A 23,654-nucleotide genomic window follows, 5' to 3' on the forward strand; every position below is an offset into this window, starting at 1 on the left:
GAAGCCTCCGCTTCGGCGTCTAGTCAAAACAATACATACACCGATAGCCTGCGGTTATAGGTCATCAAGGGCAAATACGTGACGAGGGCTGGAAACTGTGTGCCAGAGCGTTTTGAGAGGAAAGTCAGTCAAGGCGGCCGGCGATGAAAGCCCCCTGAAAGCGCGGTATGCCATAACCCGAGGCTATCGCCGTATCTCAATCATTGATTAGACGGTTATCACCGAGCCTTCGATAGTGCTCATCAGCGCGGCGAACCGGTCACGCACGGCATTCACAACAATAAGAAACGAGGTACGCACCATGGCTCGTCCCAGTGCTTCCCTGCATCTGCCTGGCGCAGCTGCCCAACCGATCAACGCGGCCACACCCCTGGCCGGCACCACCAAAGCGAGCAGCGTGCGCTGGCGGATCTTTGCGATCGTCTTCGCGCTGACCATGGTCAACCTGATCGACCGGGTCTCGCTGTCGATCGCCATGCCGACCATTGCCCATGAATTTTCCCTGTCGCCAAGCATGCAAGGGCTGATCCTCAGCAGCTTCTTCTGGGCGTATGCGCTGTTGCAGATTCCCGGTGGCTGGCTGATCGATCGCTTCGGCCCGCATCGGGTCATCAGTTGGTCCACCGGGTTGTGGGGCACTTTTCAAGTGTTGGCGGCGTTTGCGACCGGCGGCTTGTCATTGCTGTTCGCCCGCGTTGCACTCGGGGCCGCCGAAGCGCCGTTGTTCCCGTCCGGTGGCAAGCTGATTTCCCTGTGGCTGGCGCCGAGCGAACGCAGTCGCGGCGCGGTGCTGATGGACAGCGGCAGCCCGTTGGGCGTGGCGCTGGGCGGGCTGATCATTGCTTACCTGATTGCATCCCTGGATTCGTGGCGCCTGGCCTTCGTGATTGCCGGTATCGCGACCCTGGTGCTGGCCTGGCTGGCGCGGCGTTATCTGCGCGATGACCCGGCTACTCACCCGCAAGTGAATGCCGAAGAACTGGAGAAGATCAACGCCGGGCGCGCGACGCCGGCTGCCGAAGCCGCCCGTGTGCCGGTCAAAGGCCTGGGCATCGCGGCCCGTTCCCTGAGCGGCTTGCTGATCGGCCGTGCCAGTTGGGCGATGGTGTATTTCGGTTTGCTGACCTGGGGCCCGAGCTATCTGGCCCAGGCTCGCGGCTTCGATATCAAAGGCATCGGCGCGGCCACCTTCGTGATTTTCGTGTGCGGGGCCCTGGGTTCGTTGACCGGTGGTTTTCTCTGCGACGGGCTGATCCGCAAGGGTGTCAGCCGTGGCGTGGCGGTCAAGAGCCTGCTGGCGTTTTCCGGTGTGGTCGCCCTCGGCGCCTTTCTGTTGTTGCCGACGCTGAGCAATCCGTTTGCCGCCGTGGCGTTGTTGGCCATGACCGCGTTTTTCCTGATGTGGGGCAGCCTCTACTGGAGCTTCCCGGCATTGCTGGCGGCACCGGCGCGGGTCGGGTTGATCGGCGGCGTGATGAACATGGCCGGCAGCACCGGCGGGATCGCGGTGCCGATCCTGGTGGGCATCATTGTGCAAATGACCGGAGGTTTTGCGCCGGTGCTGGGGTTCTTTGCCGTGTGCTCGGCAGTCTTTGTGCTGGCGACGTTGTTCATCAGTCTCGACGAGGTGCGCCATGGCTGAACACTTATCTGGCGAAGCATGGAACGGTCCGATCATCGATGCCCATCATCACTTCTGGGACCCGACGATCAATGACCATCCGTGGCTGGCGCCCGAAGCCAATATCCCGTTCCGCTACGGCGACTACAGCGCGATTAAACGGCGCTATTTTCCTGAGGACTATTTCGCTGACGCCGGCCCGCACCGTGTGGTGCAAACGGTGTACGTCGAGACCGAATGGGACCCGCAAGACCCGATTGGCGAAACCGTTTTTATCGAAAGTCTGACGGCCCGTTACGGCGTACCCAATGCGGTCGTGGCGCAGGCCTGGCTCGACCACCCGGACGCCCTCGCGGTACTGACCGAACAAGCGAGTTTCAAATGCGTGCGCAGCGTGCGTCACAAACCGGGTGGAGCGACTTCACCGGCGCAGGTTGGTCATGTGCGCAGCCTGATGAGCGACGAACACTGGCGGCGCAGTTTTGCCGCCCTCGAAGGGCTGGGGTTGCACTTCGATTTGCAGACCCCCTGGTGGAACCTGCACGAAGCCGAACGGCTGGCTCGGGACTTTCCCGGCACTACGTTGATTCTCAACCACGCAGGGTTGCCCAATGACCGCAGCGCCGAAGGCCTGGCCGGTTGGCGCCTGGCGATGGCTCGGCTGGCCAAATGGCCAAATGTGCAGGTGAAGATTTCCGGCCTTGGCCAGAGGGGCCAGGCATGGCGCGCCAAGGACAACGCCTGGATCGTGCGTGAAGTGATCGCCATGTTCGGCACTGACCGGGCGATGTTCGCCAGCAACTTCCCGGTGGACAGCCTGTGCGGCTCGTTCGACGACATCTACAGCGGTTTCAAATCCATCGTTGCTGATCTGCCGAGCGCCGATCAGGAGCGACTGTTCTACAGCAACGCGCAGCGGGTTTATCGCTGCGAGCCTTGCGCCGTTGACCGCCAATGGCCTGAACCCTTGAGGAGTGAAGCATGAACAAAACAACCATCGCGATGGTGCTGGGGGACCCGGCAGGCATCGGCCCGGAACTGATCGCACGCCTGCTTGCGGAGCCTGAAGTGCGCAGCCAGGCCAATGTGATCCTGATCGCCGACGAGGCCGAAATGCGTCGCGGCATGCGCATCGCCGGGACGGAGTTTCCTTACCGTCGCGTCGAGTCGCTGGATCAGTTGGAATTTGGTGATGACACGCCGCTGTTCTATGACTTTCGCGGAGACACCGTCGGTGAATTTCCACGCAGTGAAGCCAGTGTCATCGGCGGTCGCTACAGCCTCGACACGCTGGAACAAGCCCTGCGCCTGACCGAGGCCGGGACCACCGACGCGGTGTTGTTCGGGCCGTTGAACAAGACCTCGCTGCACATGGCCGGGATGGCCCACAGCGATGAGCTGCACTGGTTCGCCGAGCTGCTGGATTTCCACGGGCCGTTCTGTGAATTCAACGTGCTCGACAACCTCTGGACCTCCCGCGTGACCTCCCACGTGGCATTAGCGCAAGTGCCAGGCATGCTGACCCAGACGCGGGTAGTGGAAGCGATCCAGTTGATCGACACCGCGCTCAAGCGCAACGGCCTGGAAAAACCGCGCATTGGCGTGTGTGGGCTGAACCCGCACAACGGCGACAACGGCTCGTTCGGACGCGAAGAACTGGACATCATCGGCCCGGCGGTTCGTTCGGCCCAGGCGCTGGGGATTGCGGCCGAAGGGCCATACCCGGCGGACACGATTTTCCTCAAGGTCCAGGGCGATGCCAGTGCCTTTGACGCGGTGGTGACGATGTATCACGACCAGGGGCAGATCGCGATCAAGTTGATGGGCTTCTCCCGAGGCGTGACGGTGCAGGGTGGCTTGCCGATCCCGATTACCACGCCGGCCCACGGCACCGCCTTCGACATCGCGGGGCAGGGCAAGGCCAACGTCGGCGCGATTCGTCAGGCCTTCGAAATCGCCTGCCGAATGGGCACCAACAACTACTGACACAACACTGATCCACTGTTGGAGCGAGCCTGCTCGCGATAGCGGTCTGACAGTCACTAAAAAGGTGGCTGCACTACCGCTTTCGCGAGCAGGCTCGCTCCCACATTTGTTTTGTGTGTGGCTGATAACCCTATCCACTCACTATTCGGTTTTTCCTATCACCGCAGGTTATCGCCGGATACGCATAAGTGATTATCCGCACCCCCGAGCGCTGGCTAAAGTCGCTCCATCGAATGCCGGAACCCGCCCCCCGCGCGGTTTTGTGCAGCGACCCGACAACTACAAAAAGCCGGCAGCGCAAGGAACTGTATTCATGAAAATCAAAGCCATCCGTACCCGCGTTTTTGAGTGGAAAGGCAAAGTCGTTCCGCCTCAAGCACACTTCTGCACCAACGCCAGCGACATCCTGTTCGAACGTGGCGACGCCATGGGCTCGTTCCGTTTCCATGGCTGGCTGGTGGTGGAAGTCGAGACCGATACCGGCCTCGTCGGCATCGGTAACTGCGCCCTGGCGCCGCGTGTGGCCAAGGAAATCATCGACACCTACCTGGCGCCGATTGCCATTGGTGAAGACCCGTTCGACAACGAATACATCTGGCAGAAGATGTACCGCCAGAGCCACGCCTGGGGCCGCAAAGGCATCGGCATGGCGGCGATCTCGGCGATCGACATCGCGATCTGGGACATCATGGGCAAAGCCGTGAACAAACCGGTGTTCAAACTGCTCGGCGGTCGCACCAAGGAAAAGATCTGGACCTACGCCTCCAAGCTCTACGCCAATGACAACCTCGACCTGTTCCTCGAAGAGGCCCAGGGCTATCTGAACCAGGGTTTCACCGCGCTGAAAATGCGTTTCGGCTACGGCCCGAAAGACGGCCCGGCGGGCATGCGCAAGAACATCGAGCAAGTGCGTGCCCTGCGTAACCTGGCCGGTCCCGACATCGACATCATGCTCGAGTGCTACATGGGCTGGACCCTGGAATACGCCCGCCGCATGCTGCCCAAACTTGCTGAATTCGAACCACGCTGGCTGGAAGAGCCGGTGATTGCCGACGACATCGAAGGCTACATCGAGCTGAAGAAAATGGGGATCATGCCAATCTCCGGCGGCGAGCATGAGTTCACCTCCTACGGCTTCAAAGACCTGCTGGAACGCCGTGCCGTCGACGTGATCCAGTACGACACCAACCGCGTGGGCGGTATCACCGCAGCGCGCAAGATCAACGCCATGGCCGAAGCCTGGTCGGTGCCGGTGATCCCGCACGCCGGGCAGATGCACAACTACCACCTGACCATGTCCACCACCGCCTCGCCGATGGCCGAGTTCTTCCCGGTGTTCGACGTCGAGGTCGGCAACGAACTCTTCTACTACGTGTTCAAGGGCGAGCCGCAACCGGTCAACGGCTACATCCAGCTCGACGATGACAAGCCCGGCCTGGGCCTGGAAATCTCCGATGAGTACTTGAGTGACTTCAACATCATCGAGTGATCCAAATCCCAATTTTCTGGAGGCCGTCATGCGCCTGATTCAATTTGAAAACACTGCCGGTGAACGCCAGGTGGGTCTCGTCGAGGGCTCGCAGGTAAAGGTGCTGCAAGGCACCCGTAGCACCCATGAACTGGCCCTCGCGGCGATTCGTGCCCAACGCAGCCTGCAAGAAGAGGTCGCACTGCGCGGCACCGAACCGGGACCGGATTACGCCCAGCTGTTGCAGCAGGGCAAAGTCCTGCCACCGCTGGACCACGAAGACCCGGCCCATTGCCTGATCAGCGGCACCGGACTGACCCATTTGGGCAGCGCCTCGGCGCGGGACAAAATGCACCAGCAGGAGGGCGCGGTCGAAGCCGGCATGACCGACACCATGCGCATTTTCAAATGGGGCCTGGAGGGTGGTAAACCGGCGGCCGGGCAGGTCGGCGCGCAACCGGAATGGTTCTACAAAGGTGATGGCAGCATCGTCGTACGCCCCGGCGCGGATTTCCCGGTGCCGCCGTTTGCCGAAGACGCCGGCGAGGAACCCGAGCTGACCGGCCTCTACGTGATCGGCGACGACGGCCAGCCGTACCGCGTCGGTTATGCCTTGGGCAACGAGTTCTCCGACCATGTGATGGAGCGGCGCAATTACCTGTATCTCGCCCATTCGAAACTGCGCTTCTGCGCCTACGGTCCGGAGCTGCGCGTCGGCGAGTTGCCCAAGCACCTTGCAGGCACCAGTCGGATCAAGCGCAACGGCGAAACGATCTGGGAAAAGGAGTTTCTCAGCGGCGAAGACAACATGTGCCACAGCCTCGCCAACCTCGAATTCCACCACTTCAAATACGCGCAGTTTTTGCGTCCCGGCGATGTCCACGTGCATTACTTCGGCACCGCAACGTTGTCGTTTGCCGACGGGATAAAAACCCAGCCGGGCGATCGCTTCCAGATCAGCCTCGATGAGTTCGGCGCGCCCCTGGAAAACGGCATCGGCGAAAGTGCCCAGCCGTTGGCCATCGGCCAGGTGCGCACGCTTTAAGTCTTCAATCACCGGCGTTGTCGGCCGGTCAAGGGATCACTCATGACCACGCTACTCGGACACAACTACATCGGCGGTCGCCGCAGCGCCAACGGTACGCAACAGCTGCAAAGCCTCGATGCCACGACGGGCGAAGCGCTGCCGGGCCGTTTTTTCCAGGCCACTGAAGCGGAAGTGGACGCGGCAGCCAGCGCTGCGGCCGCTGCCTACCCGGTTTACCGCAACCTCAGCGCGGAGAAACGCGCTCAGTTCCTCGACGCTATCGCTGATGAAATCGACGCCCTGGGCGATGACTTCGTCGCCACTGTGTGCCGCGAAACCGCGTTGCCGGCCGGGCGTATCCAGGGTGAGCGCGGGCGCACCAGCGGCCAGATGCGCTTGTTTGCCAAGGTCCTGCGTCGCGGCGATTTCTACGGCGCTCGCATTGATCGGGCACTGCCGGATCGCCAGCCGTTGCCACGTCCGGACCTGCGTCAGTACCGCATCGGCCTGGGGCCTGTCGCCGTGTTCGGTGCCAGCAACTTTCCGTTGGCATTTTCAACCGCCGGTGGCGATACCTCTTCGGCGCTGGCCGCCGGTTGCCCGGTGGTGTTCAAGGCGCACAGCGGGCACATGGCGACGGCCGAGTGGGTCGCGGACGCGATCATCCGCGCCGCCGAGCGCACCGAAATGCCGGCCGGCGTCTTCAACATGATTTATGGCGGGGGTGTCGGTGAATGGCTGGTCAAGCATCCGGCGATTCAAGCGGTGGGCTTCACCGGTTCGCTCAAGGGCGGCAATGCCTTGAGCCACATGGCCGCGACCCGGCCACAGCCGATTCCGGTGTTTGCCGAAATGTCGAGCATCAACCCGGTGTTCCTGCTGCCCGAAGCGCTCAAGGTTCGCGGTGAGCAAATCGCTGCGCAACTGGCCGGTTCGGTGACCCTGGGCTGCGGGCAGTTCTGCACCAACCCGGGCCTGGTCATCGGTTTGCGTTCGCCGCAGTTCAGCCAGTTCCTGGAAACGTTTTGCGCCAGCATGAACCAGCAACCGGCCCAGACCATGCTCAATGCCGGCGCGCTGGTCAGTTACAGCCGAGGCCTTGGCGAGTTGCACGAACATCCGGGGCTGACGCACTTGGCGGGCAAGCCGCAACAGGGCAATCAGGCACAACCGCAGGTGTTCAAGGCTGACGTCAGTCTGTTGCTCAAGGGCGATGAGCTGCTTCAGGAGGAGGTGTTCGGACCGACCACCATCGTCATCGAGCTTGAGGACCGAGCGCAGCTGGCGGCAGCGTTGCACGGTCTGCGCGGGCAATTGACGGCGACGCTGATTGGCGAGACGGACGAGTTGCTGGAGTACCGTTGGCTGGCGGAGTTGCTGCAGGAAAAGGTCGGGCGGATTCTGCTCAATGGCTACCCGACCGGGGTCGAGGTGTGTGAGGCGATGATGCATGGCGGGCCGTATCCGGCGACGTCTGATTCGCGCGGCACATCGGTTGGCACCTTGGCGATTGACCGGTTCCTGCGGCCGGTGTGCTTCCAGAACTACCCGGATGCGTTGTTGCCCGAGGCGTTGCAGAACGCCAATCCGCTGGGGATTCGGCGGTTGGTGGATGGGGAGGTGAGTCAGGCAGCGTTGTAGTCTCTACCGCCTTCACGAGCAGGCTCGCTCCCACATTGGATTTGTGGTGAACACAAAATCCTGTGGGAGCGAGCCTGCTCGCGAAGGCGTCATCAGCCACACCGCCAAACTACTTGGCAGTCACCTCAGCCACTTTCACCACCGCCGGCTTCAACACCAGCCACAACGCCGCCGCAATCAACACTCCGCCATAGATATGCGCCATCGACAACGGCTCATCCAGCAACAGCGCCCCCCACAACACCCCGAACGGCGGGATCAGGAAGGTCGTGGTCATCGACCTCACCGGCCCGATCGAGCTGAGCAGGCGGAAGTAAATGATGTACGCCAGGGCGGTACACATCAGTCCCAATCCAAGCAACGACAACCAGACGTTCCAGCCGCCCCAGCTTGCCGGTGGCTGGCTGATCACGCTGTAGCCGAACAACGGCAACAGGAACAGCGTCGCCCCGAGCATGCTGCCCAGCGCTGAAAGACGGCTGTCGAGACCGCCGGCGTGGTCAAGCCAGCGGCGGGCCAGGAACCCGGCAAAGCCATAACAGGTGGTGGCGAGCAGGCAGGCGGCGGCGCCCATCAACAATTCCATGTCGAACGCCACCGGACCGGCACGGGTCAGGACGCCCACGCCAAACAGCCCGAGGAACACCCCGCCAAGCTTGGCCGCGGTGAGTTTTTCATGGAAGAACAGGCCGCCGATCAACACGCCCATCAGCGGCGTGGTGGCGTTGAAGATCGCTGAGTAACCGGCCGGCAGCACTTGGGCGGCCACGGAATAGAGGGTCGCCGGAATCCCGGAGTTGATCACCCCGAGCAGCATCACCGTCTTGAGCTTGCCTTTGAAGTCCCAGCTGATGCGCATCAGGCCGAGGATCACCAGCAAGCCGACGGCGGCAATCGACACGCGGAAAAAGGCCGTGGGGATTGTGCCAATCACCGGGGCGATGATGCGCATGAACAGAAAGCTCGCGCCCCAGATCGCGGCCAGCGACAGCAATCGGAAAATATCGACAGGACTCACGGTGCACTCCTTCCTTGATGGGGACGAGAGTGTTGCCGAGCGCCTTATCCATGGCAACCGAAAAACGAGCATTTAACTCGAGCCGAAAATTACGCTTCTCCTGCACCCGGTTCACTGGCTAAGCTCAGGGCTCACGAATTCCCGCAGAGGTCTCACCCATGCCGCAGCAATGGCCAGCCGCCGACATCGCCCGAATGATCCTCGATGGCTTTGACGATTACCGCGAGCATTTCCGCCAGATCACCGACGGCGCCCGGGCCCGCTTCGAGCAGGCCAAGTGGCAGGAGGCGCAGGTCGCCTCGGCTGCGCGGATCAATCTGTACGAAGAAAAAGTCAGCGAAACCGTGGAACGGCTGCGCGTCGCGTTTGACAGCGACACGCTGGACGTCAGTTGCTGGCCTCTGGTCAAAAGCGCTTACATCACGCTGATCGACCTGCGTTTCGATGATGAACTGTCCGAGACCTGGTACAACTCGATTTTCTGCGGGCTGTTCAGCCATGACCTGATCAGCGACGGCTGCATGTTTATCCACACCACCCGGCCCAGCCTGCGCCGGGCCCGCGCCGCGCAAACCCGAACCTATAAGCCCCAGGGCCAGTTGTCCGGCATGCTCGCGAGCATTTTTGCCGATTACAGCTTCAGCGAGGATTACGCCGACCTGGCCGGCGACCTGCACCGCCTCGAAGCCCAACTGCGTGAGAACCTGCCGGATTGGGTGTGCAAGGACCCTGAACTGAGCGTCGAGCTGTTCTCCTCGGTGCTCTACCGCAACAAAGGCGCGTACCTGGTGGGGCGCATCTATACCCGGGACGAACAATGGCCGCTGGTGATTCCGCTGCTGCACCGTGAAGGCCGCGGGATTCAGATCGATGCGCTGATTACCGACGAAGCCGATGTGTCGATCATTTTCTCGTTCACCCGTTCGTATTTCATGGTGGATGTGCCGGTGCCGGCGGAGTTCATCGGCTTCCTCAAGCGCATCCTGCCGGGCAAGCACGTCGCCGAGTTGTACACCTCGATCGGCTTCTACAAACACGGCAAGTCCGAGTTCTACCGGGCGCTGATCAATCACCTGGCCAACACCGACGACCAATTCATCATGGCCCCCGGCGTGCGAGGCATGGTGATGAGCGTGTTTACCCTGCCGGGTTTCAACACCGTGTTCAAAATCATCAAGGACCGTTTCTCGCCGTCGAAAAACGTCGACCGTGCCACGGTGATCGAAAAATACCGTTTGGTGAAAAGCGTCGACCGCGTCGGACGCATGGCCGATACCCAGGAGTTCGCCGATTTTCGCTTCCCATTGAGCAAGTTCGACCCGGCGTGCCTGGAAGAGCTGCTTGAGGTGGCGGCGTCCACGGTGTCGGTGGAAGGCGACACCGTGCTGATCCGTCACTGCTGGACCGAGCGGCGGATGACGCCGCTGAACCTGTACCTGGAAAACGCCAACGAGGCGCAGGTCCACGAGGCCCTGGAAGATTACGGGCTGGCGATCAAGCAACTGGCGGCGGCGAACATCTTTCCCGGCGACATGCTGTTGAAGAACTTCGGCGTCACCCGGCACGGGCGGGTGGTGTTTTATGACTATGACGAAATTTGTTTCCTGACCGAAGCCAACTTCCGTCACATCCCGCAACCGCGTACGCCGGAAGACGAGATGGCCTCCGAGCCGTGGTATTCGATCGGGCCGCTGGATGTGTTTCCCGAGGAGTTTCCGCCGTTCCTGTTTGCCGATTCCGGGCAAAGGAAGCTGTTTGACCAGTTGCATGGCGAGCTATACAACGCCGATTACTGGAAAAGCCTGCAGGAAGCCATTCGTGCCGGCAAAATCATCGACGTATTCCCGTATCGCCGCAAAGGCCTGGATAACGAATAACCCCCTGAGTGAACCCCTTGTGGCGAGGGAGCTTGCTCCCGCTGGGTCGCGAAGCGACCCAAAAACCATCCACCGCGCAGCTTCAGACAAATCTCGATGACCGGATTACGACTGCCGCGCAGCCGAGCGGGAGCAAGCTCCCTCGCCACAAAGGCAGGTTGAATTCGTCGCCGAGCCTCCAAATCTGCGACAATCCGGCCCCTGCGCCACTAGACGACTTTTGCGTACCTGATGACTGACGAATCGCCTTCCATCGACAAACTGCTGAAAAACCTCGATCACGCCATGCTCGCCGACCGCCACCGGCTGCGGCGGCAGTTGCTTGAGCTGCGCAAGAAACCTGACGAGGCCAAGCTGGCCCAGTGGGTGACGCGCATGCAGGCGTCCTGTGACCAGGTGCTGGCGCGGCGTGCCAGCCTGCCGGTGATTCGTTACGACGACAGTTTGCCGATCGCCGCCAAGCGCGACGAAATCAAGGAAGCGCTGCTCAAGCATCAGGTGCTGATCATCGCCGGCGAAACCGGCTCGGGTAAAACCACCCAGTTGCCGAAGATCTGCCTGGAAATCGGCCGCGGCCAGCATGGCTTGATCGGCCACACCCAACCGCGTCGAATCGCTGCGCGCAGCGTGGCCAGCCGGGTTGCCGAAGAACTGGCGACGCCATTGGGCGCGCTGGTCGGCTATCAGGTGCGGTTCGAGGATCAGAGCGACTCCAACACCCTGATCAAATTGATGACCGACGGCATCCTGCTGGCGGAAACCCAGAACGACCGTTACCTCGAACGCTACGACACGATCATCGTCGACGAAGCCCACGAACGCAGCCTCAACATCGACTTCCTGCTCGGTTACCTGAAAACCCTGCTGCCGCGTCGCCCGGACCTGAAAGTCATCATCACCTCGGCGACCATCGACCTGGAACGCTTCTCCAGGCATTTCGATGACGCACCCATCGTTGAAGTTTCGGGCCGGACTTTCCCGGTTGAAACCTGGTATCGCCCGCTGACGCTTGAGCAGGACGAGGAGGGCAACCGCGTCGAGGACGACTTGACCGTGGATCAGGCGATCCTCGCCACCCTCGACGAAATTGCCGCGTTCGAACGTAGCGAGCGCAAGAGCCCCGGCGACGTGTTGGTGTTCCTGCCCGGCGAGCGCGAGATTCGCGACGCCGCCGACATGCTGCGCAAGGCCCAGCTCAAGCACACCGAGATTCTGCCGCTGTACGCGCGCTTGTCGCCGGCCGAACAGCAGCGGATTTTCCAGTCGCACCCTGGCCGTCGCGTGGTGCTGGCGACCAACGTCGCGGAAACTTCGCTGACGGTGCCGGGCATCCGTTACGTGATCGACAGCGGCACCGCGCGCATCAGCCGTTACAGCTACCGCGCCAAGGTTCAGCGTCTGCCCATCGAAGCCATTTCCCAGGCCAGCGCCAACCAGCGTAAAGGTCGATGCGGTCGGGTCGAGCCGGGTATTTGCATTCGCCTCTATGGCGAAGACGACTTCATCGGTCGCCCTGAATTTACCGACCCGGAAATTCTGCGCACCAACCTCGCCGCCGTGATTTTGCAGATGCTGCACTTGCGCCTCGGCGAGATCACCGACTTCCCGTTTATCGAACCGCCGGATGGCAAGGCGATCAGCGACGGTTTCAACCTGCTGCAAGAACTCTCGGCCGTGGACCGCAACAGCCAGCTGACCCCGCTCGGTCGCCAGTTGGCGCGCCTGCCGGTGGACCCGCGCATGGGCCGCATGCTGCTGGAAGCGGCGAAACTCGGCAGCTTGCAGGAAGTGTTGATCGTCGCCAGCGCCATGTCGATCCAGGACCCGCGCGAGCGTCCGCCGGAGCGCCAGCAAGCGGCGGATCAAGCCCACGCACAGTGGAAAGACGTGGATTCGGATTTCGCCGGGCTGGTCAATCTGTGGCGTGGTTTTGAAGAACAGCGTCAGGCCCTGACCGCCAGCCCGCTGCGCAATTGGTGCCGCAAGAACTTCCTGAATTACCTGCGTCTGCGCGAATGGCGCGACTCGCACCGTCAGTTGAGCCTGATCTGCCGCGACATGCAGTTGAGCCTGAACAAAGAGCCGGCGGATTACCCGAAGCTGCACAAAGCCGTGCTCTCGGGCCTGCTCAGCCAGATCGGCCAGAAAACCGATGAGGGCGATTACCTCGGCGCCCGTCAGCGGCGTTTCTGGATTCACCCATCCTCCGGGTTGGGCAAGAAGCGCCCGCAATGGCTGATGACCGCCGAACTGGTAGAAACCACCAAGCTCTATGCGCGGATGGTGGCCAAGATCGACTCGGACTGGATCGAGCCGCTGGCCGGGCACCTGATCAAGAAAAACCACTTCGAACCGCACTGGGAGAAAAAGCGTGGCCAGGTCGTGGCCTTCGAGCAGATCACGCTGTTCGGGCTGATCGTGGTGGGTCGCCGGCCGGTGCATTACGGGCCGATCGATCCCGTGGTTTCTCGTGAGTTCTTCATTCGCGAAGGCCTGGTACGCGGCGAGATTCAATCCAAGGCCAAGTGCCTGACGGCCAATGCGCAACTGCTGGAACAACTCGACGAGCTGGAAGCCAAGGCTCGGCGTCGCGACATTCTCGCTGACGAAGAAACCCTGTTCGCTTTCTACGATGCGCGATTGCCGGCGGAGATCCACCAGACCGCAACGTTCGACAGCTGGTACCGGGTCAACAGCCAGAAAGACCCGCAGCTGCTGATCATGCGCGAAGAAGACGTGCTGGCCCGTGAGGCCAGCGAAGTCACCGCCCTGCATTACCCGGACACCTTGCACATCGGCGATCTGGAACTGGCCCTGAGTTACCACTTCGAACCGAACCACCCCCGCGATGGCGTGACCCTGCGTGTGCCGGCGCCGCTGTTGCCGATGCTGCCGCCGGAACGTCTGGAATGGCTGGTGCCGGGCGTGATCGAGGCCAAGTGCATCGCGCTGGTGCGCAACCTGCCCAAGGCCCTGCGCAAGAATTTCGTGCCGGTGCCGGACTTCGTCAAAGCCGCGTTGCAGCGCATGACCTTCGCCGAGGGCTCGTTGCCGCAGGCGTTGGGCCGCGAGCTGCTGCGCATGACGGGCGCGCGGGTCAGCGATGAGGCGTGGGCGGAAGCTTCACAGCAAGTCGACAGTCATCTGCGGATGAACCTGGAAATCGTCGACGGCCAGGGCAAGTTCCTCGGCGAAGGGCGAGATCTGGCCGAGTTGACCGCACGCTTTGCCGAAGCCAGCCAAGCCGCGTTGGCCGTGCCGAAAACCGCGAAAAACCAACAGCCGGTGGAACCGAAAGTCTTTGCCGCCGTCGCCGAGAAAACCCAGCAGAAGATCGCCGGGTTGTCGATGACGGTGTATCCGGCGCTGGTGGAAGAGAGCGGGACAGTCAAGGAAGGGCGTTTTTCGACCCCCGCCGAAGCCGAGTTCCAGCATCGCCGCGCCTTGCAGCGATTGCTGATGCAGCAGTTGGCCGAGCCGGCGAAGTTCCTGCGCGGCAAGCTGCCGGGGCTGACCGAGCTGGGGCTGATGTACCGTGAACTGGGGCGCATTGATGCGCTGGTGGAAGACATTCTGCTGGCCAGCCTCGACAGTTGCATTCTCGAGGGCGAAGACCCGTTGCCACGGGATGGCGCCGGGCTGGCCTCGTTGGCCGAGCGCAAGCGCGGTGGCTGGACTGAGCACGCCGAGCGCCTGGCCAAGTTGACGCTGGAGATTCTCAAGCACTGGCACGGCCTGCAGAAACGCTTCAAGGGCAAGATTGATCTGGCGCAAGCCGTGGCCCTGAACGACATCAAGCAACAGCTCAGTCATCTGGTGTATCCGGGGTTTGTCCGGGAGACGCCGATGCAGTGGCTCAAGGAATTGCCGCGTTACCTGAAGGCTGTCGAGCAACGCTTCGAGAAGATTGGTGCACAGGTGCAGAGGGATCGGGTCTGGAGTGGCGAACTGTCCGGTCTCTGGGCCCAATACCAGACCCGCGCCAACAAACACGCCCAGGAAGGCAAGCGCGATCCGCAACTGGAGCTCTATCGCTGGTGGCTGGAGGAATACCGGGTTTCGCTGTTCGCCCAGCAACTGGGGACCAAAGTGCCAATCTCCGACAAGCGCCTGAACAAGCAATGGACCCAGGTCGAACCCTGACCCCGAGACTTGTGCAATACCTGTGGGAGCGAGCCTGCTCGCGCTGGCGGCATCACAGTCGACATAGATGTTGGAGGTGATGGCCCCATCACGAGCAGGCTCGCTCCCACAGGTTTTTGTATTGCCTGGCAGGTGGGAGTCATCGAGCAAAATGGCGCCAAAACCCAATGTTTATGGCAAACTTCGCGCCTATAAACGCCGGTCCCGCAGTTTTGAGCCTCTCAAGGTTCGGGCGGTACGGAATAAAGCGATGCCAGGTGTGCTTTCCGTGACGGGAACAGACCCTTTGTGTGTTGGTACGTCGGTGCCAACGCTTTCTGCCTGAACAGATTAGAGAAACGACCATGCATAACGTCGTCATCAGCGGCACCGGCCTGTACACCCCGGCCAACAGCATCTCCAATGAAGAGCTGGTGCAGTCTTTCAACGCTTACGTCGCGCAATTCAACGCCGATAACGCCGACGCCATCGCTCGTGGCGAAGTCGAAGCGTTGACTGAATCCAGCGCTGCGTTTATCGAAAAAGCTTCCGGTATCAAAAGCCGCTTTGTGATGGACAAGGATGGCATCCTCGACCCGCAACGCATGGCGCCGCGCCTGCCTGAGCGCTCCAACGACGAATGGTCGGTGCTTTGCCAGATGGCCATCGGCGCGGCCGAACAAGCCTTGCAGCGTGCCGGCAAGACCGCCGCCGACATCGACGGCGTCATTGTGGCGTGCTCCAACCTGCAGCGCGCCTACCCGGCCATCGCCATCGAAGTCCAGGAAGCGCTGGGTATCCAGGGCTTTGGTTTCGACATGAACGTGGCTTGCTCCTCGGCGACCTTCGGCATCCAGGCGGCCGCCAACAGCGTGCAACTGGGCCAGGCCCGGGCAATCCTGATGGTCAACCCGGAAGTCTGCACCGGTCACCTGAACTTCCGCGACCGTGACAGCCACTTCATCTTCGGCGACGCGGCGACGGCGGTGATCATCGAGCGTGCCGACCTGGCGACCTCCCCGTACCAGTTCGACATCGTCAGCACCAAACTGCTGACCAAGTTCTCCAACAATATTCGCAACAACTTCGGCTTCCTCAACCGCGCGGCGGAAGAGGGCATCGGAGCCAAGGACAAACTGTTCGTGCAGGAAGGCCGCAAGGTGTTCCGCGATGTCTGCCCGATGGTGGCCGAGCTGATCGCTACGCACCTGGAAGAGAACAAGCTCAACGTCAGTGACGTGAAACGTTTCTGGTTGCACCAGGCCAACCTCAGCATGAACCATCTGATCGTGAAGAAGCTGCTGGGCCGCGAAGCCACCGAAGAAGAAGCCCCGGTGATTCTCGACACCTACGCCAACACCAGCTCCGCCGGGTCGGTGATTTCGTTTCACAAACATCAGGATGATCTGCCCGCCGGTTCCCTGGCCGTGCTCAGTTCGTTCGGCGCGGGTTACTCGATTGGTAGCGTGCTGTTGCGCAAGCGTTGAGGGAAAGGCTGTCGCTATTTCCGTTGATTTGCGGTGGTTTTTCCTACAGCCGAAGCAGTCGGGACGCTGTAGTTTTCGGAAATGACAGCAGGACGTAGCCGACGGCGACGCCCTGCTGACTCATTTTTCGAGGTCAGGACAAGGGGTTTGTGAATGGCGGCTGACGACGCGCAACTGCTGCAACGATTGCTGGCAGGTGAACAACAAGCCTTCAAAGAGTTGGTCAGCACTTACCAGAGCCCGATGCGTGCAGTCGCTTATGCGATCGTCGGCAACCGGCATGCTGACGAAGTGGTGCAGGATGCGTGGCTGTCGGTCGTGCGCAACCTGAGCAAGTTCGAGGCGCGTTCGAGCCTCAAGACCTGGTTGCTGACCATCACCGCCAATGCGGCGAAGGGCCGTTACAAGCAGAACCGTCGCGAGGTGCTGCTTGATGACCTTCCATCGCCCCATGGCACGATTGATGATGATCGTTTTTCGTCCGCTGATGGCCATTGGCTTGTGGCGCCGTTTGCCTGGCACCAGGACACCCCGGAGGCGTTGCTCACCGAACGCGAGTTGCGCGAATGCCTCGAACACACATTGCTCAGCCTGTCGGAACTGCAACGCAGCGTCTTGCTGTTGCGCGAGCGTCAGGGACTGGAACTGGAAGACATCTGTAATCTTCTGGACATCTCGCTCTCCAATGTTCGCGTGCTGCTGCATCGGGCACGGTTGAAGGTCTTTGCGACCGTGGAGCATTTTGAGGAAACCGGCGAATGCTGACCTGTAAGGAGCAAGTGGCACGCGCCAGTGATTATCTCGATGGCCAGTTGAGCTTTCGGGAGAAGTTGCTGGTGCGGCATCATTTAATGTTCTGCCCCAATTGCCGGCGGTTCATTCGTCAGATGCGTTTGATGCAGCAGACGCTGCGCGTCTTGCCGGAAGAGGCTGTGCCGGAGGTCGATGCACTCGCCGAACGTCTCGCTGCGGAGCGTCGCAAGGACATTCCGTAAAGTCGTGGCGTTATCGCAGGGGACAGAAGCAGGCCGGCGTGGATGCATCGAACGGATGATGGGGATCGATCCATCCACGCCAGACTGTAAAGCGCCTCAAGCGTCCATGACCTGAGGCGTGGAGCGGTACTGCTTAGAACTTGGCTTCGGCGTCCAGTTGCAGAGTGTTGATGTCCGAATCCTTGAGGTTGGCGTTGGTGTAGTCAGAGTTAGCCATGAAGTACGTCGCGCCCAGGGCGAAGTTCTTGTCCAGCTCGTAACTCACTTTCAACTTGCTGCCACGCGAACCGGTGAAACCGTTGGCGAAGTCGGAGTCGGTGAAGGCGCCGACCACGGCGTTACGCTGCACGTCGCGGTAGTTGTAGTCCACGGCGAAGCCATAGAACTTGGTCTTTACACCGGCCAGCCAGGCAGAATCCTGATCGTTGCTGGCGTCTTTGTTGTTGACGTACTGACCGTACAGCGAGAGCGGCAGTGGCAGGCCGGTGATGTCGATCTGACCAAAGCCTTCGTACAGTTTGAATTGCTCGTTCGGGGTGTTGCCGTTGGTGGCCAGTACGGACGGGATGCTGGTGCCGCCGGCGGTGATGTCGTCGTCGTTGTCGTAGCCGTAGACGCTGCCACCCAGAGTCAGTTTCAGGTTGTCGGTGAGGGCGAAGCGCGCGCCCAACTGGCCGGCGTACAGACGCAAGTCGTGCTTGAACTGTACGCCGTCGCCGTCGACGTTGTCCTTGAGGGTGTAGTGGCCGGCGCTACCGAACACCTCGGTGCTGGCGCCCAGCGGGTATTTATACGACACGGACAGACCTTCAGGGCTGATGTCGCTATCCCAGATGATGTCGCCCATGCTCACCCATTGCTGTGGCATCTTGCCGCCAACGATGTGCAGGTTCTTGATCGCGTCCGGGTGGTAGTCGAGGTAACCCAGGTCCAGCCAGATCGACTTCTTGTCGAAGTAGTTGTCCAGGCTCTGGTTGGTGGAGCGCGCGTCGTCGTTGTTGCCGGTGGCGATACGGATACCGGTGTCGACTTGCGGGTTGATCTCGGTGTAGGCACCCAGACGGGCACGAACGCGCTGACGGTCCTGGTCCCGGTTGTTCGAGACACCATCGTTCTTGACCGTTTCCTGACGGAAACGCACGTCGCCCTTGAATTGGGTCTTCGCAGCCCAGGCCAATTTCTGGTCGAAGGTGCTCAGCTCATTGGTTTTCTTCGCGGTGGCCGCGATCTGCTCGTTGGTCTCTTGCTGAGCCTGACGGGCGATTTGCTGATCTTTTTGATCCCTGGCCAGCTCGGCTTGCAGTTCGCTGTATTGCGCATTGGTAATCGAGCCGTTTGCCTTAAGCATGTCGAGCAGTTTGGCGTCGACTGCGGCACTGGCCGGAACACTCATGGCCAGCAGCAGACCGCCACACAGGGCCGCCGCAGTTTTCGTGGAAGCAAGACGCATATCAATCTCCGAAGATGTAAGGGGATGACTGAGCCATCCGGGACACAACCGACCGTTGAGGGACGGAAACAGTGGCCGGGTAGAACCCGACGCTCTAAAAACTGGCGCCAGTATCGCGATGGTTTATTACAGAGCGGTGGCAAAGTGATGGCGTCTCGATGACGATACAAAGACCGTATGAACTTTTGATCCAGAACCCTGTCAGGCGGTTTTGACGGATGTGTAATGGCGGGCGATAGGCGATACTCGCCGGGCTGTTACGCGAAAAAGTCGAGAGGGTGTCAATGCCGCTGCAACGTCTGGAAAGCCTGTCCGATATTGGTCCGCGCACGTGGGATGCCCTGGTGCCGGAGAATCAGCCGTTTCTACGCCATGCCTTCCTCAGTGCACTGGAAGAAAGCGGCAGCCTCGGCCCCCATTCCGGCTGGCAGCCCGAGCATCTGTTGCACCTCGAAGAAGGGCGTCTGATCGCCGCGTTACCCAGTTACCGCAAGTGGCATTCCTACGGCGAGTACGTGTTCGATCACGCCTGGGCCGATGCCTGCGAGCGTGCCGGCATCGACTATTACCCGAAGCTGTTGACCGCCGTGCCGTTCAGCCCGGTCAGTGGGCCACGGTTGCTGGCGCGTAATGTCGAGGACGGTTTTGAACTACTGAAGAGCCTGCCGGGCTACCTTGAAATCGAAGAGCTCTCCAGCGCCCACATCAACTTCACAGACCCTTTCACCGATGCGGCATTGGCCGAACAACCCGGCTGGTTGCAGCGGATCGGCTGTCAGTACCACTGGCAGAATCGCGGATATCGGGACTTTCAAGACTTCCTCGACGTCCTCAGTTCGCGCAAACGCAAACAGATGCGCAAAGAGCGCGAGCAAGTGGCGGGGCAGGGTATTGAGTTCGAATGGCTGGAAGGCAAGCAACTGGATCAGGCGCAGTGGGATTTTGTCTATGCCTGCTACGCCAATACCTACGCAGTGCGTAGGCAACGGCCCTATTTGACGCGGGAATTTTTCAGTCTGTTGGCCGAGCGCATGCCCGAAGCCATTCGCGTGGTGCTGGCCAAGCAAGGTTCACGACCCGTGGCCATGGCCTTCAGTCTGGTGGGCGGCGACAGTTTTTACGGGCGTTACTGGGGCTGCCTGGCGGAGTTCGACCGCCTGCATTTCGAGACCTGCTTCTACCAGGGCATGGACTACGCGATTGCCAATGGCTTCCAGCGTTTTGACGCCGGCGCCCAGGGCGAACACAAGCTGATTCGCGGGTTCGAACCGGTGATCACCCATTCCTGGCACTATCTGCGTCATCCGGGACTGAAAGCCGCGGTCAAAGACTTCCTTCACCAGGAGCGTCTTGGGGTGTTGGCCTATGCCGAGGAAGCGAGGACCGCGTTGCCTTATCGGCAAGCATGATCCTCGCCCGTGGCCTCAAGTGCCTTCCTTGCCTAGCCAGCGATAGGTCACGCCGCCGATCACCGCACCCAACAGCGGTGCCACCCAGAACATCCACAATTGCGCGATGGCCCAGCCACCGACCATCAGCGCCGGACCGGTGCTGCGGGCCGGATTGACCGAAGTGTTGGTGACGGGAATCGAGATCAAGTGAATCAGCGTCAAGGCCAGGCCGATGGCAATCGGTGCAAGCCCGGCGGGCGCGCGTTTGTCGGTGGCACCGAGGATGATCAGCACGAACATCGCAGTCATCACCAGTTCACAGACAAAGCCCGCGGCCATCGAGTACTTGCCCGGGGAGTGTTCGCCGTAGCCGTTGGACGCCAGGCCGGCGGAGAGGTCGAAGCCTTCCTTGCCGCTGGCGATGTAGTAGATCAGCGCGGCGGCGATAATGGCGCCAATCACCTGGGCGATGATGTACGCGGGCAATTCCCGCGCCGGGAACCGACCGCCGACGCACAGGCCGACGGAGACGGCAGGGTTGAGGTGGCAACCGGAGATATGGCCGATGGCGAAGGCCATGGTCAACACGGTGAGACCAAACGCGATGGCCACACCCAGCACCCCGATCCCGAGGGGCGAAGAGGCGGCGAGCACCGCACTGCCGCAACCCCCCAATACCAGCCAGAACGTACCTAACAACTCAGTGACAGAACGTTTGAACAGCGACATGAGAGCGTCCTTGATAGGCGACCTATCGAGACTGTATCGCGTGATGCATCCTGCAGACTTACGACAGGCTCATCTCCAGAACCTTGGCTGAGTACAGCAGGGTTTCTGCGGATTTCCAGCGGCCACAAAAAACCGCCAGGGCCTGTGGTTAGCAGGCTGTGGCGGTTTTTTGTGGATTTAGAGGGCGCTTGTGGCGAGGGAGCTTGCTCCCGCTGGACAGCGAAGCTGTCCCCATGGCAAAAACTCCACTGTGTCAGAAAAACCAGGCTGCCTGAAATTACGACTGCTGCGCAGCCGAGCGGGAGCAAGCTCCCTTGCCACAAAAGCTCACTCCCACAGGTTAGGTGGTGATCTCAGGATATCAGTCGATACCGACAAACCCACCCGTTTGGTGCTGCCACAGCCGCGCATACAATCCACCATGCGCCAGCAGTTCGGCGTGGGTGCCGGTTTCGGCGATCTTGCCTTTTTCCAGCACCACCAGCCGGTCCATCCGGGCGATGGTCGAGAGTCGGTGGGCGATGGCGATCACGGTTTTGCCCTGCATCAGGGTTTCCAGGCTTTCCTGGATCGCCGCTTCGACTTCCGAGTCCAGCGCCGAGGTCGCCTCGTCCATGATCAGGATGGGTGCGTCCTTGAGCAGCACACGAGCAATCGCAATCCGCTGACGCTGGCCGCCGGAGAGTTTCACCCCGCGCTCACCCACGTGCGCATCGAAACCGGTACGGCCTTCGGCGTCCGACAGCAACGGAATGAACTCATCGGCGCGCGCCTTATGCACCGCTTCCCACAGCTCGGCGTCGGTGGCATCGGGTCTGCCGTAAAGCAGGTTGTCGCGAATCGAACGGTGCAGCAACGAGGTGTCCTGGGTAATCATGCCGATGCGCTCGCGCAGGCTTTCCTGGCCGACTTCGGCGATGTTCTGCCCATCGATGAGGATTCGCCCGCCCTGCACGTCATAGAGGCGTAGCAGCAGGTTGACCAGGGTCGATTTGCCGGCACCGGATGGCCCGATCAAGCCGATTTTCTCACCGGGCTTGATCGTCAGGTTAAGGTCGCCAATGATTCCGCTCTTCTTGCCGTAGTGAAAATCCACGTGCTCGAAACGCACTTCGCCTCGGGGCACGGCCAGCGGTTTGGCCTGATCGCGGTCAGTGATGCTGACCGGTTGGGCGATGGTCCGCAAACCGTCCTGGACCATGCCGATGTTTTCGAAGATGCCGGTGACCACCCACATGATCCAGCCGGACATGTTGACGATGCGGATCACCAGGCCTGTCGCCAGGGCAATCGCGCCCACCGAGATCAGCGACTGCGTCCACAGCCACAGGGCCAGGCCGGTGGTGGTGACGATCAACAAGCCGTTCATGCTGGTGATGGCCACGTCCATGCTGGTGACCACGCGCCCGGCCAGTTGGGCTTTTTCGGTTTGCTCCTTGATAGCTTCCTTGGCGTATTGCTGTTCATGGTTGGTATGGGCGAACAACTTCAAGGTGGTGATGTTGGTGTAGCCGTCGACGATCCGTCCCATGAGTTTGGAGCGCGCATCGGAGGATTGCACCGAGCGGTCCTTGACCCGCGGCACGAAGTAATAAAGCGCGCCGATGAACCCGGCGATCCAGGTCGTCAGCGGGATCATCAGGCGCCAGTCGGCTTCGGCAAACAGCACCAGCGCGCTGATGGCGTAGATCAGCACATGCCACAGGGCATCCACCGCTTGCACGGCGGAATCGCGCAGGGCGTTGCCGGTCTGCATGATGCGCTGGGCGATGCGCCCGGCGAAGTCGTTCTGGAAGAAGTTCAGACTCTGTTTGAGGACATAGCGGTGGTTCTGCCAGAGAATCAGGCTGGTCATGCCAGGGTTCAGCGTCTGGTGCACCAGCAGGTCGTGCAGGCCGAAGAAAATCGGTCGCAGAACCAGGGTCACTACCACCATCCAGGTCAGTTCAAGTGCGTGGTCCTGGAAGAAATCGGGGTTCGGCGTGCCTTGGGCCAGGTCGATGATGCGGCTCAGGTAGTTGAACAGCGCGACTTCGATCAAGGAGGCGAACAGGCCGACAATCAGCAGGGCGGCGAAACTCGGCCAGACCTGCTTCAAGTAATAGGTATAGAAGGGGAGAACCCGATCTGGCGGAGCCGCCGTTGGAGCGTCGCGGAATATGTCGATCAGTTTCTCGAAACGGCGATAAAGCATCAGTTCTCCGCCCGCGCGCGGGCTCTCCTTTAAACGATATGAGCGGCGCCGGATGCCGGCAGCCGCTCAAGCACTCCTGTGCAGATTAGTTGATCACTTTGGCCGACTTGATGAAAACAGAGTCGGCCGGCACATCTTTCATGCCGCTTTTGGTGGTGGTCGGGGAATTGACGATGATGTCCACCACATCCATGCCTTTGACGACTTTACCGAACACGGCATAGCCATCGCCCTGGTCGAGGAAATCGTTGTCCTTGACGTTGATAAAGAACTGGCTGGTGGCCGAATCCGGGTTCGAGGTGCGGGCCATGGACAGCGTGCCACGCACGTTATGCAAGCCGTTCTTGGACTCGTTCTTGATCGGCGCCTTGGTTTCTTTTTGCTGCATCTGTTGAGTGAAACCACCGCCCTGGACCATGAAGCCAGGAATCACGCGGTGGAAAATCGTGTTGTTGTAAAAGCCGCTGTTGACGTAATCAAGGAAGTTTTTGGTACTGATCGGTGCCTTGACCGGGTCCAGTTCGATTTCGATCTGGCCGTTGGTGGTTTCCAGCAATACGTGCGGCGCCTTGGCGGCGGGCGTTGCGGCCATCAGGTTGGCGGCAAACAGAACGGAGCCGGCGACGAGGGCAATTTTTTTCAGCATGG

At 60.8% G+C, this 23,654-nt stretch carries 17 protein-coding genes; 12 read left to right on the forward strand and 5 right to left on the reverse strand.

The features are described 5' to 3' along the window. Window positions 1-301: 301 nt before the first annotated feature. The 6 genes from RHP74_RS07535 to RHP74_RS07560 all read left to right on the forward strand — a co-directional run bounded on the left by RHP74_RS07535 (window position 302) and on the right by RHP74_RS07560 (window position 7,743). Complete coding sequence (locus tag RHP74_RS07535) at window positions 302-1,642, forward strand: MFS transporter (protein ID WP_010462087.1); 1,341 nt, start codon at window positions 302-304, stop codon at window positions 1,640-1,642. Beyond that, on the forward strand, window positions 1,635-2,606 hold the full coding sequence (locus RHP74_RS07540) for an amidohydrolase (protein ID WP_010462085.1): 972 nt from the start codon (window positions 1,635-1,637) through the stop codon (window positions 2,604-2,606). Before RHP74_RS07535 ends, RHP74_RS07540 begins: the two co-directional genes overlap by 8 nt. Beyond that, window positions 2,603-3,607: a 4-hydroxythreonine-4-phosphate dehydrogenase PdxA gene (locus RHP74_RS07545; protein WP_083374787.1), complete on the forward strand. Its 1,005-nt coding sequence runs from the start codon at window positions 2,603-2,605 to the stop codon at window positions 3,605-3,607. The genes RHP74_RS07540 and RHP74_RS07545 overlap by 4 nt, the downstream gene beginning before the upstream one ends. Before the next feature lie 313 nt (window positions 3,608-3,920). Beyond that, window positions 3,921-5,096, forward strand: a complete 1,176-nt coding sequence (locus tag RHP74_RS07550; RefSeq protein ID WP_010462080.1) for an L-rhamnonate dehydratase — start codon at window positions 3,921-3,923, stop codon at window positions 5,094-5,096. Window positions 5,097-5,124: 28 nt separating this feature from the next. After that, window positions 5,125-6,120 carry an AraD1 family protein gene (gene araD1, locus RHP74_RS07555; RefSeq protein ID WP_083374786.1) on the forward strand — a complete coding sequence of 332 codons (996 nt, stop codon included), beginning with the start codon at window positions 5,125-5,127 and terminating at the stop codon, window positions 6,118-6,120. Between the two features lie 42 nt (window positions 6,121-6,162). Then, window positions 6,163-7,743, forward strand: a complete 1,581-nt coding sequence (locus tag RHP74_RS07560; protein ID WP_311098662.1) for an aldehyde dehydrogenase (NADP(+)) — start codon at window positions 6,163-6,165, stop codon at window positions 7,741-7,743. Between the two features lie 109 nt (window positions 7,744-7,852). Here the strand turns inward: RHP74_RS07560 and RHP74_RS07565 are convergent, their stop codons facing one another. Then, window positions 7,853-8,761 carry a DMT family transporter gene (locus tag RHP74_RS07565; protein ID WP_010462074.1) on the reverse strand — a complete coding sequence of 303 codons (909 nt, stop codon included), beginning with the start codon at window positions 8,759-8,761 and terminating at the stop codon, window positions 7,853-7,855. A gap of 158 nt (window positions 8,762-8,919) precedes the next feature. Between RHP74_RS07565 and aceK the strand changes: the two genes are divergently transcribed. From aceK to RHP74_RS07590, 5 genes are all read left to right on the forward strand, one after another. After that, window positions 8,920-10,638: a bifunctional isocitrate dehydrogenase kinase/phosphatase gene (gene aceK, locus RHP74_RS07570; RefSeq protein WP_311098665.1), complete on the forward strand. Its 1,719-nt coding sequence runs from the start codon at window positions 8,920-8,922 to the stop codon at window positions 10,636-10,638. A 231-nt stretch (window positions 10,639-10,869) separates the two neighbouring features. Beyond that, complete coding sequence (hrpA, locus tag RHP74_RS07575) at window positions 10,870-14,781, forward strand: ATP-dependent RNA helicase HrpA (protein ID WP_311098667.1); 3,912 nt, start codon at window positions 10,870-10,872, stop codon at window positions 14,779-14,781. 344 nt (window positions 14,782-15,125) lie between these two features. Next, a complete protein-coding gene (locus RHP74_RS07580; RefSeq protein ID WP_077749153.1) occupies window positions 15,126-16,247 on the forward strand; it encodes a beta-ketoacyl-ACP synthase III in 1,122 nt (373 codons plus the stop codon). Window positions 16,248-16,400: 153 nt separating this feature from the next. Further along, window positions 16,401-17,012, forward strand: a complete 612-nt coding sequence (locus tag RHP74_RS07585; protein ID WP_010462067.1) for an RNA polymerase sigma factor — start codon at window positions 16,401-16,403, stop codon at window positions 17,010-17,012. Next, the gene (locus tag RHP74_RS07590; RefSeq protein ID WP_010462064.1) at window positions 17,006-17,242 is read left to right on the forward strand and encodes an anti-sigma factor; all 237 of its coding nucleotides are present in this window, start codon (window positions 17,006-17,008) and stop codon (window positions 17,240-17,242) included. The genes RHP74_RS07585 and RHP74_RS07590 overlap by 7 nt, the downstream gene beginning before the upstream one ends. Window positions 17,243-17,375: 133 nt before the next feature. Here RHP74_RS07590 and RHP74_RS07595 read toward each other — a convergent pair whose 3' ends face one another. Then, complete coding sequence (locus RHP74_RS07595; protein ID WP_145308097.1) at window positions 17,376-18,692, reverse strand: putative porin; 1,317 nt, start codon at window positions 18,690-18,692, stop codon at window positions 17,376-17,378. Window positions 18,693-18,976: 284 nt separating this feature from the next. On the opposite strand from RHP74_RS07595, the gene RHP74_RS07600 reads away from it, so the two are divergent. Then, window positions 18,977-20,101, forward strand: coding sequence for a GNAT family N-acetyltransferase (locus RHP74_RS07600; protein WP_200667902.1), 1,125 nt, complete (start codon window positions 18,977-18,979; stop codon window positions 20,099-20,101). 15 nt (window positions 20,102-20,116) lie between these two features. Here RHP74_RS07600 and aqpZ read toward each other — a convergent pair whose 3' ends face one another. The 3 genes from aqpZ to RHP74_RS07615 all read right to left on the reverse strand — a co-directional run bounded on the left by aqpZ (window position 20,117) and on the right by RHP74_RS07615 (window position 23,652). After that, window positions 20,117-20,812, reverse strand: coding sequence for an aquaporin Z (gene aqpZ / locus RHP74_RS07605; RefSeq protein ID WP_010462058.1), 696 nt, complete (start codon window positions 20,810-20,812; stop codon window positions 20,117-20,119). 361 nt (window positions 20,813-21,173) lie between these two features. Next, window positions 21,174-23,006 (reverse strand): ABC transporter ATP-binding protein, encoded by a 1,833-nt coding sequence (locus RHP74_RS07610; protein WP_010462056.1) that lies wholly within the window; start codon window positions 23,004-23,006, stop codon window positions 21,174-21,176. Between the two features lie 85 nt (window positions 23,007-23,091). After that, window positions 23,092-23,652: a peptidylprolyl isomerase gene (locus RHP74_RS07615; RefSeq protein ID WP_311098674.1), complete on the reverse strand. Its 561-nt coding sequence runs from the start codon at window positions 23,650-23,652 to the stop codon at window positions 23,092-23,094. Window positions 23,653-23,654: the final 2 nt, after the last annotated feature.

It is taken from the genome of Pseudomonas sp. SG20052, from assembly GCF_031766055.1.
GTDB classification, from domain to species: domain Bacteria; phylum Pseudomonadota; class Gammaproteobacteria; order Pseudomonadales; family Pseudomonadaceae; genus Aquipseudomonas; species Aquipseudomonas mandelii.

Excerpts from the sequence above, each read along its gene's own strand:
- RHP74_RS07535 (WP_010462087.1), top strand. The coding sequence starts at position 302 with ATGGCTCGTCCCAGTGCTTCCCTGCATCTGCCTGGCGCAGCTGCCCAA.
- RHP74_RS07540 (WP_010462085.1), top strand. The coding sequence starts at position 1,635 with ATGGCTGAACACTTATCTGGCGAAGCATGGAACGGTCCGATCATCGAT.
- RHP74_RS07545 (WP_083374787.1), top strand. The coding sequence starts at position 2,603 with ATGAACAAAACAACCATCGCGATGGTGCTGGGGGACCCGGCAGGCATC.
- RHP74_RS07550 (WP_010462080.1), top strand. The coding sequence starts at position 3,921 with ATGAAAATCAAAGCCATCCGTACCCGCGTTTTTGAGTGGAAAGGCAAA.
- araD1 (WP_083374786.1), top strand. The coding sequence starts at position 5,125 with ATGCGCCTGATTCAATTTGAAAACACTGCCGGTGAACGCCAGGTGGGT.
- RHP74_RS07560 (WP_311098662.1), top strand. The coding sequence starts at position 6,163 with ATGACCACGCTACTCGGACACAACTACATCGGCGGTCGCCGCAGCGCC.
- aceK (WP_311098665.1), top strand. The coding sequence starts at position 8,920 with ATGCCGCAGCAATGGCCAGCCGCCGACATCGCCCGAATGATCCTCGAT.
- hrpA (WP_311098667.1), top strand. The coding sequence starts at position 10,870 with ATGACTGACGAATCGCCTTCCATCGACAAACTGCTGAAAAACCTCGAT.
- RHP74_RS07580 (WP_077749153.1), top strand. The coding sequence starts at position 15,126 with ATGCATAACGTCGTCATCAGCGGCACCGGCCTGTACACCCCGGCCAAC.
- RHP74_RS07585 (WP_010462067.1), top strand. The coding sequence starts at position 16,401 with ATGGCGGCTGACGACGCGCAACTGCTGCAACGATTGCTGGCAGGTGAA.
- RHP74_RS07590 (WP_010462064.1), top strand. The coding sequence starts at position 17,006 with ATGCTGACCTGTAAGGAGCAAGTGGCACGCGCCAGTGATTATCTCGAT.
- RHP74_RS07595 (WP_145308097.1), bottom strand. The coding sequence starts at position 18,692 with ATGCGTCTTGCTTCCACGAAAACTGCGGCGGCCCTGTGTGGCGGTCTG.
- RHP74_RS07600 (WP_200667902.1), top strand. The coding sequence starts at position 18,977 with ATGCCGCTGCAACGTCTGGAAAGCCTGTCCGATATTGGTCCGCGCACG.
- aqpZ (WP_010462058.1), bottom strand. The coding sequence starts at position 20,812 with ATGTCGCTGTTCAAACGTTCTGTCACTGAGTTGTTAGGTACGTTCTGG.
- RHP74_RS07610 (WP_010462056.1), bottom strand. The coding sequence starts at position 23,006 with ATGCTTTATCGCCGTTTCGAGAAACTGATCGACATATTCCGCGACGCT.
- RHP74_RS07615 (WP_311098674.1), bottom strand. The coding sequence starts at position 23,652 with ATGCTGAAAAAAATTGCCCTCGTCGCCGGCTCCGTTCTGTTTGCCGCC.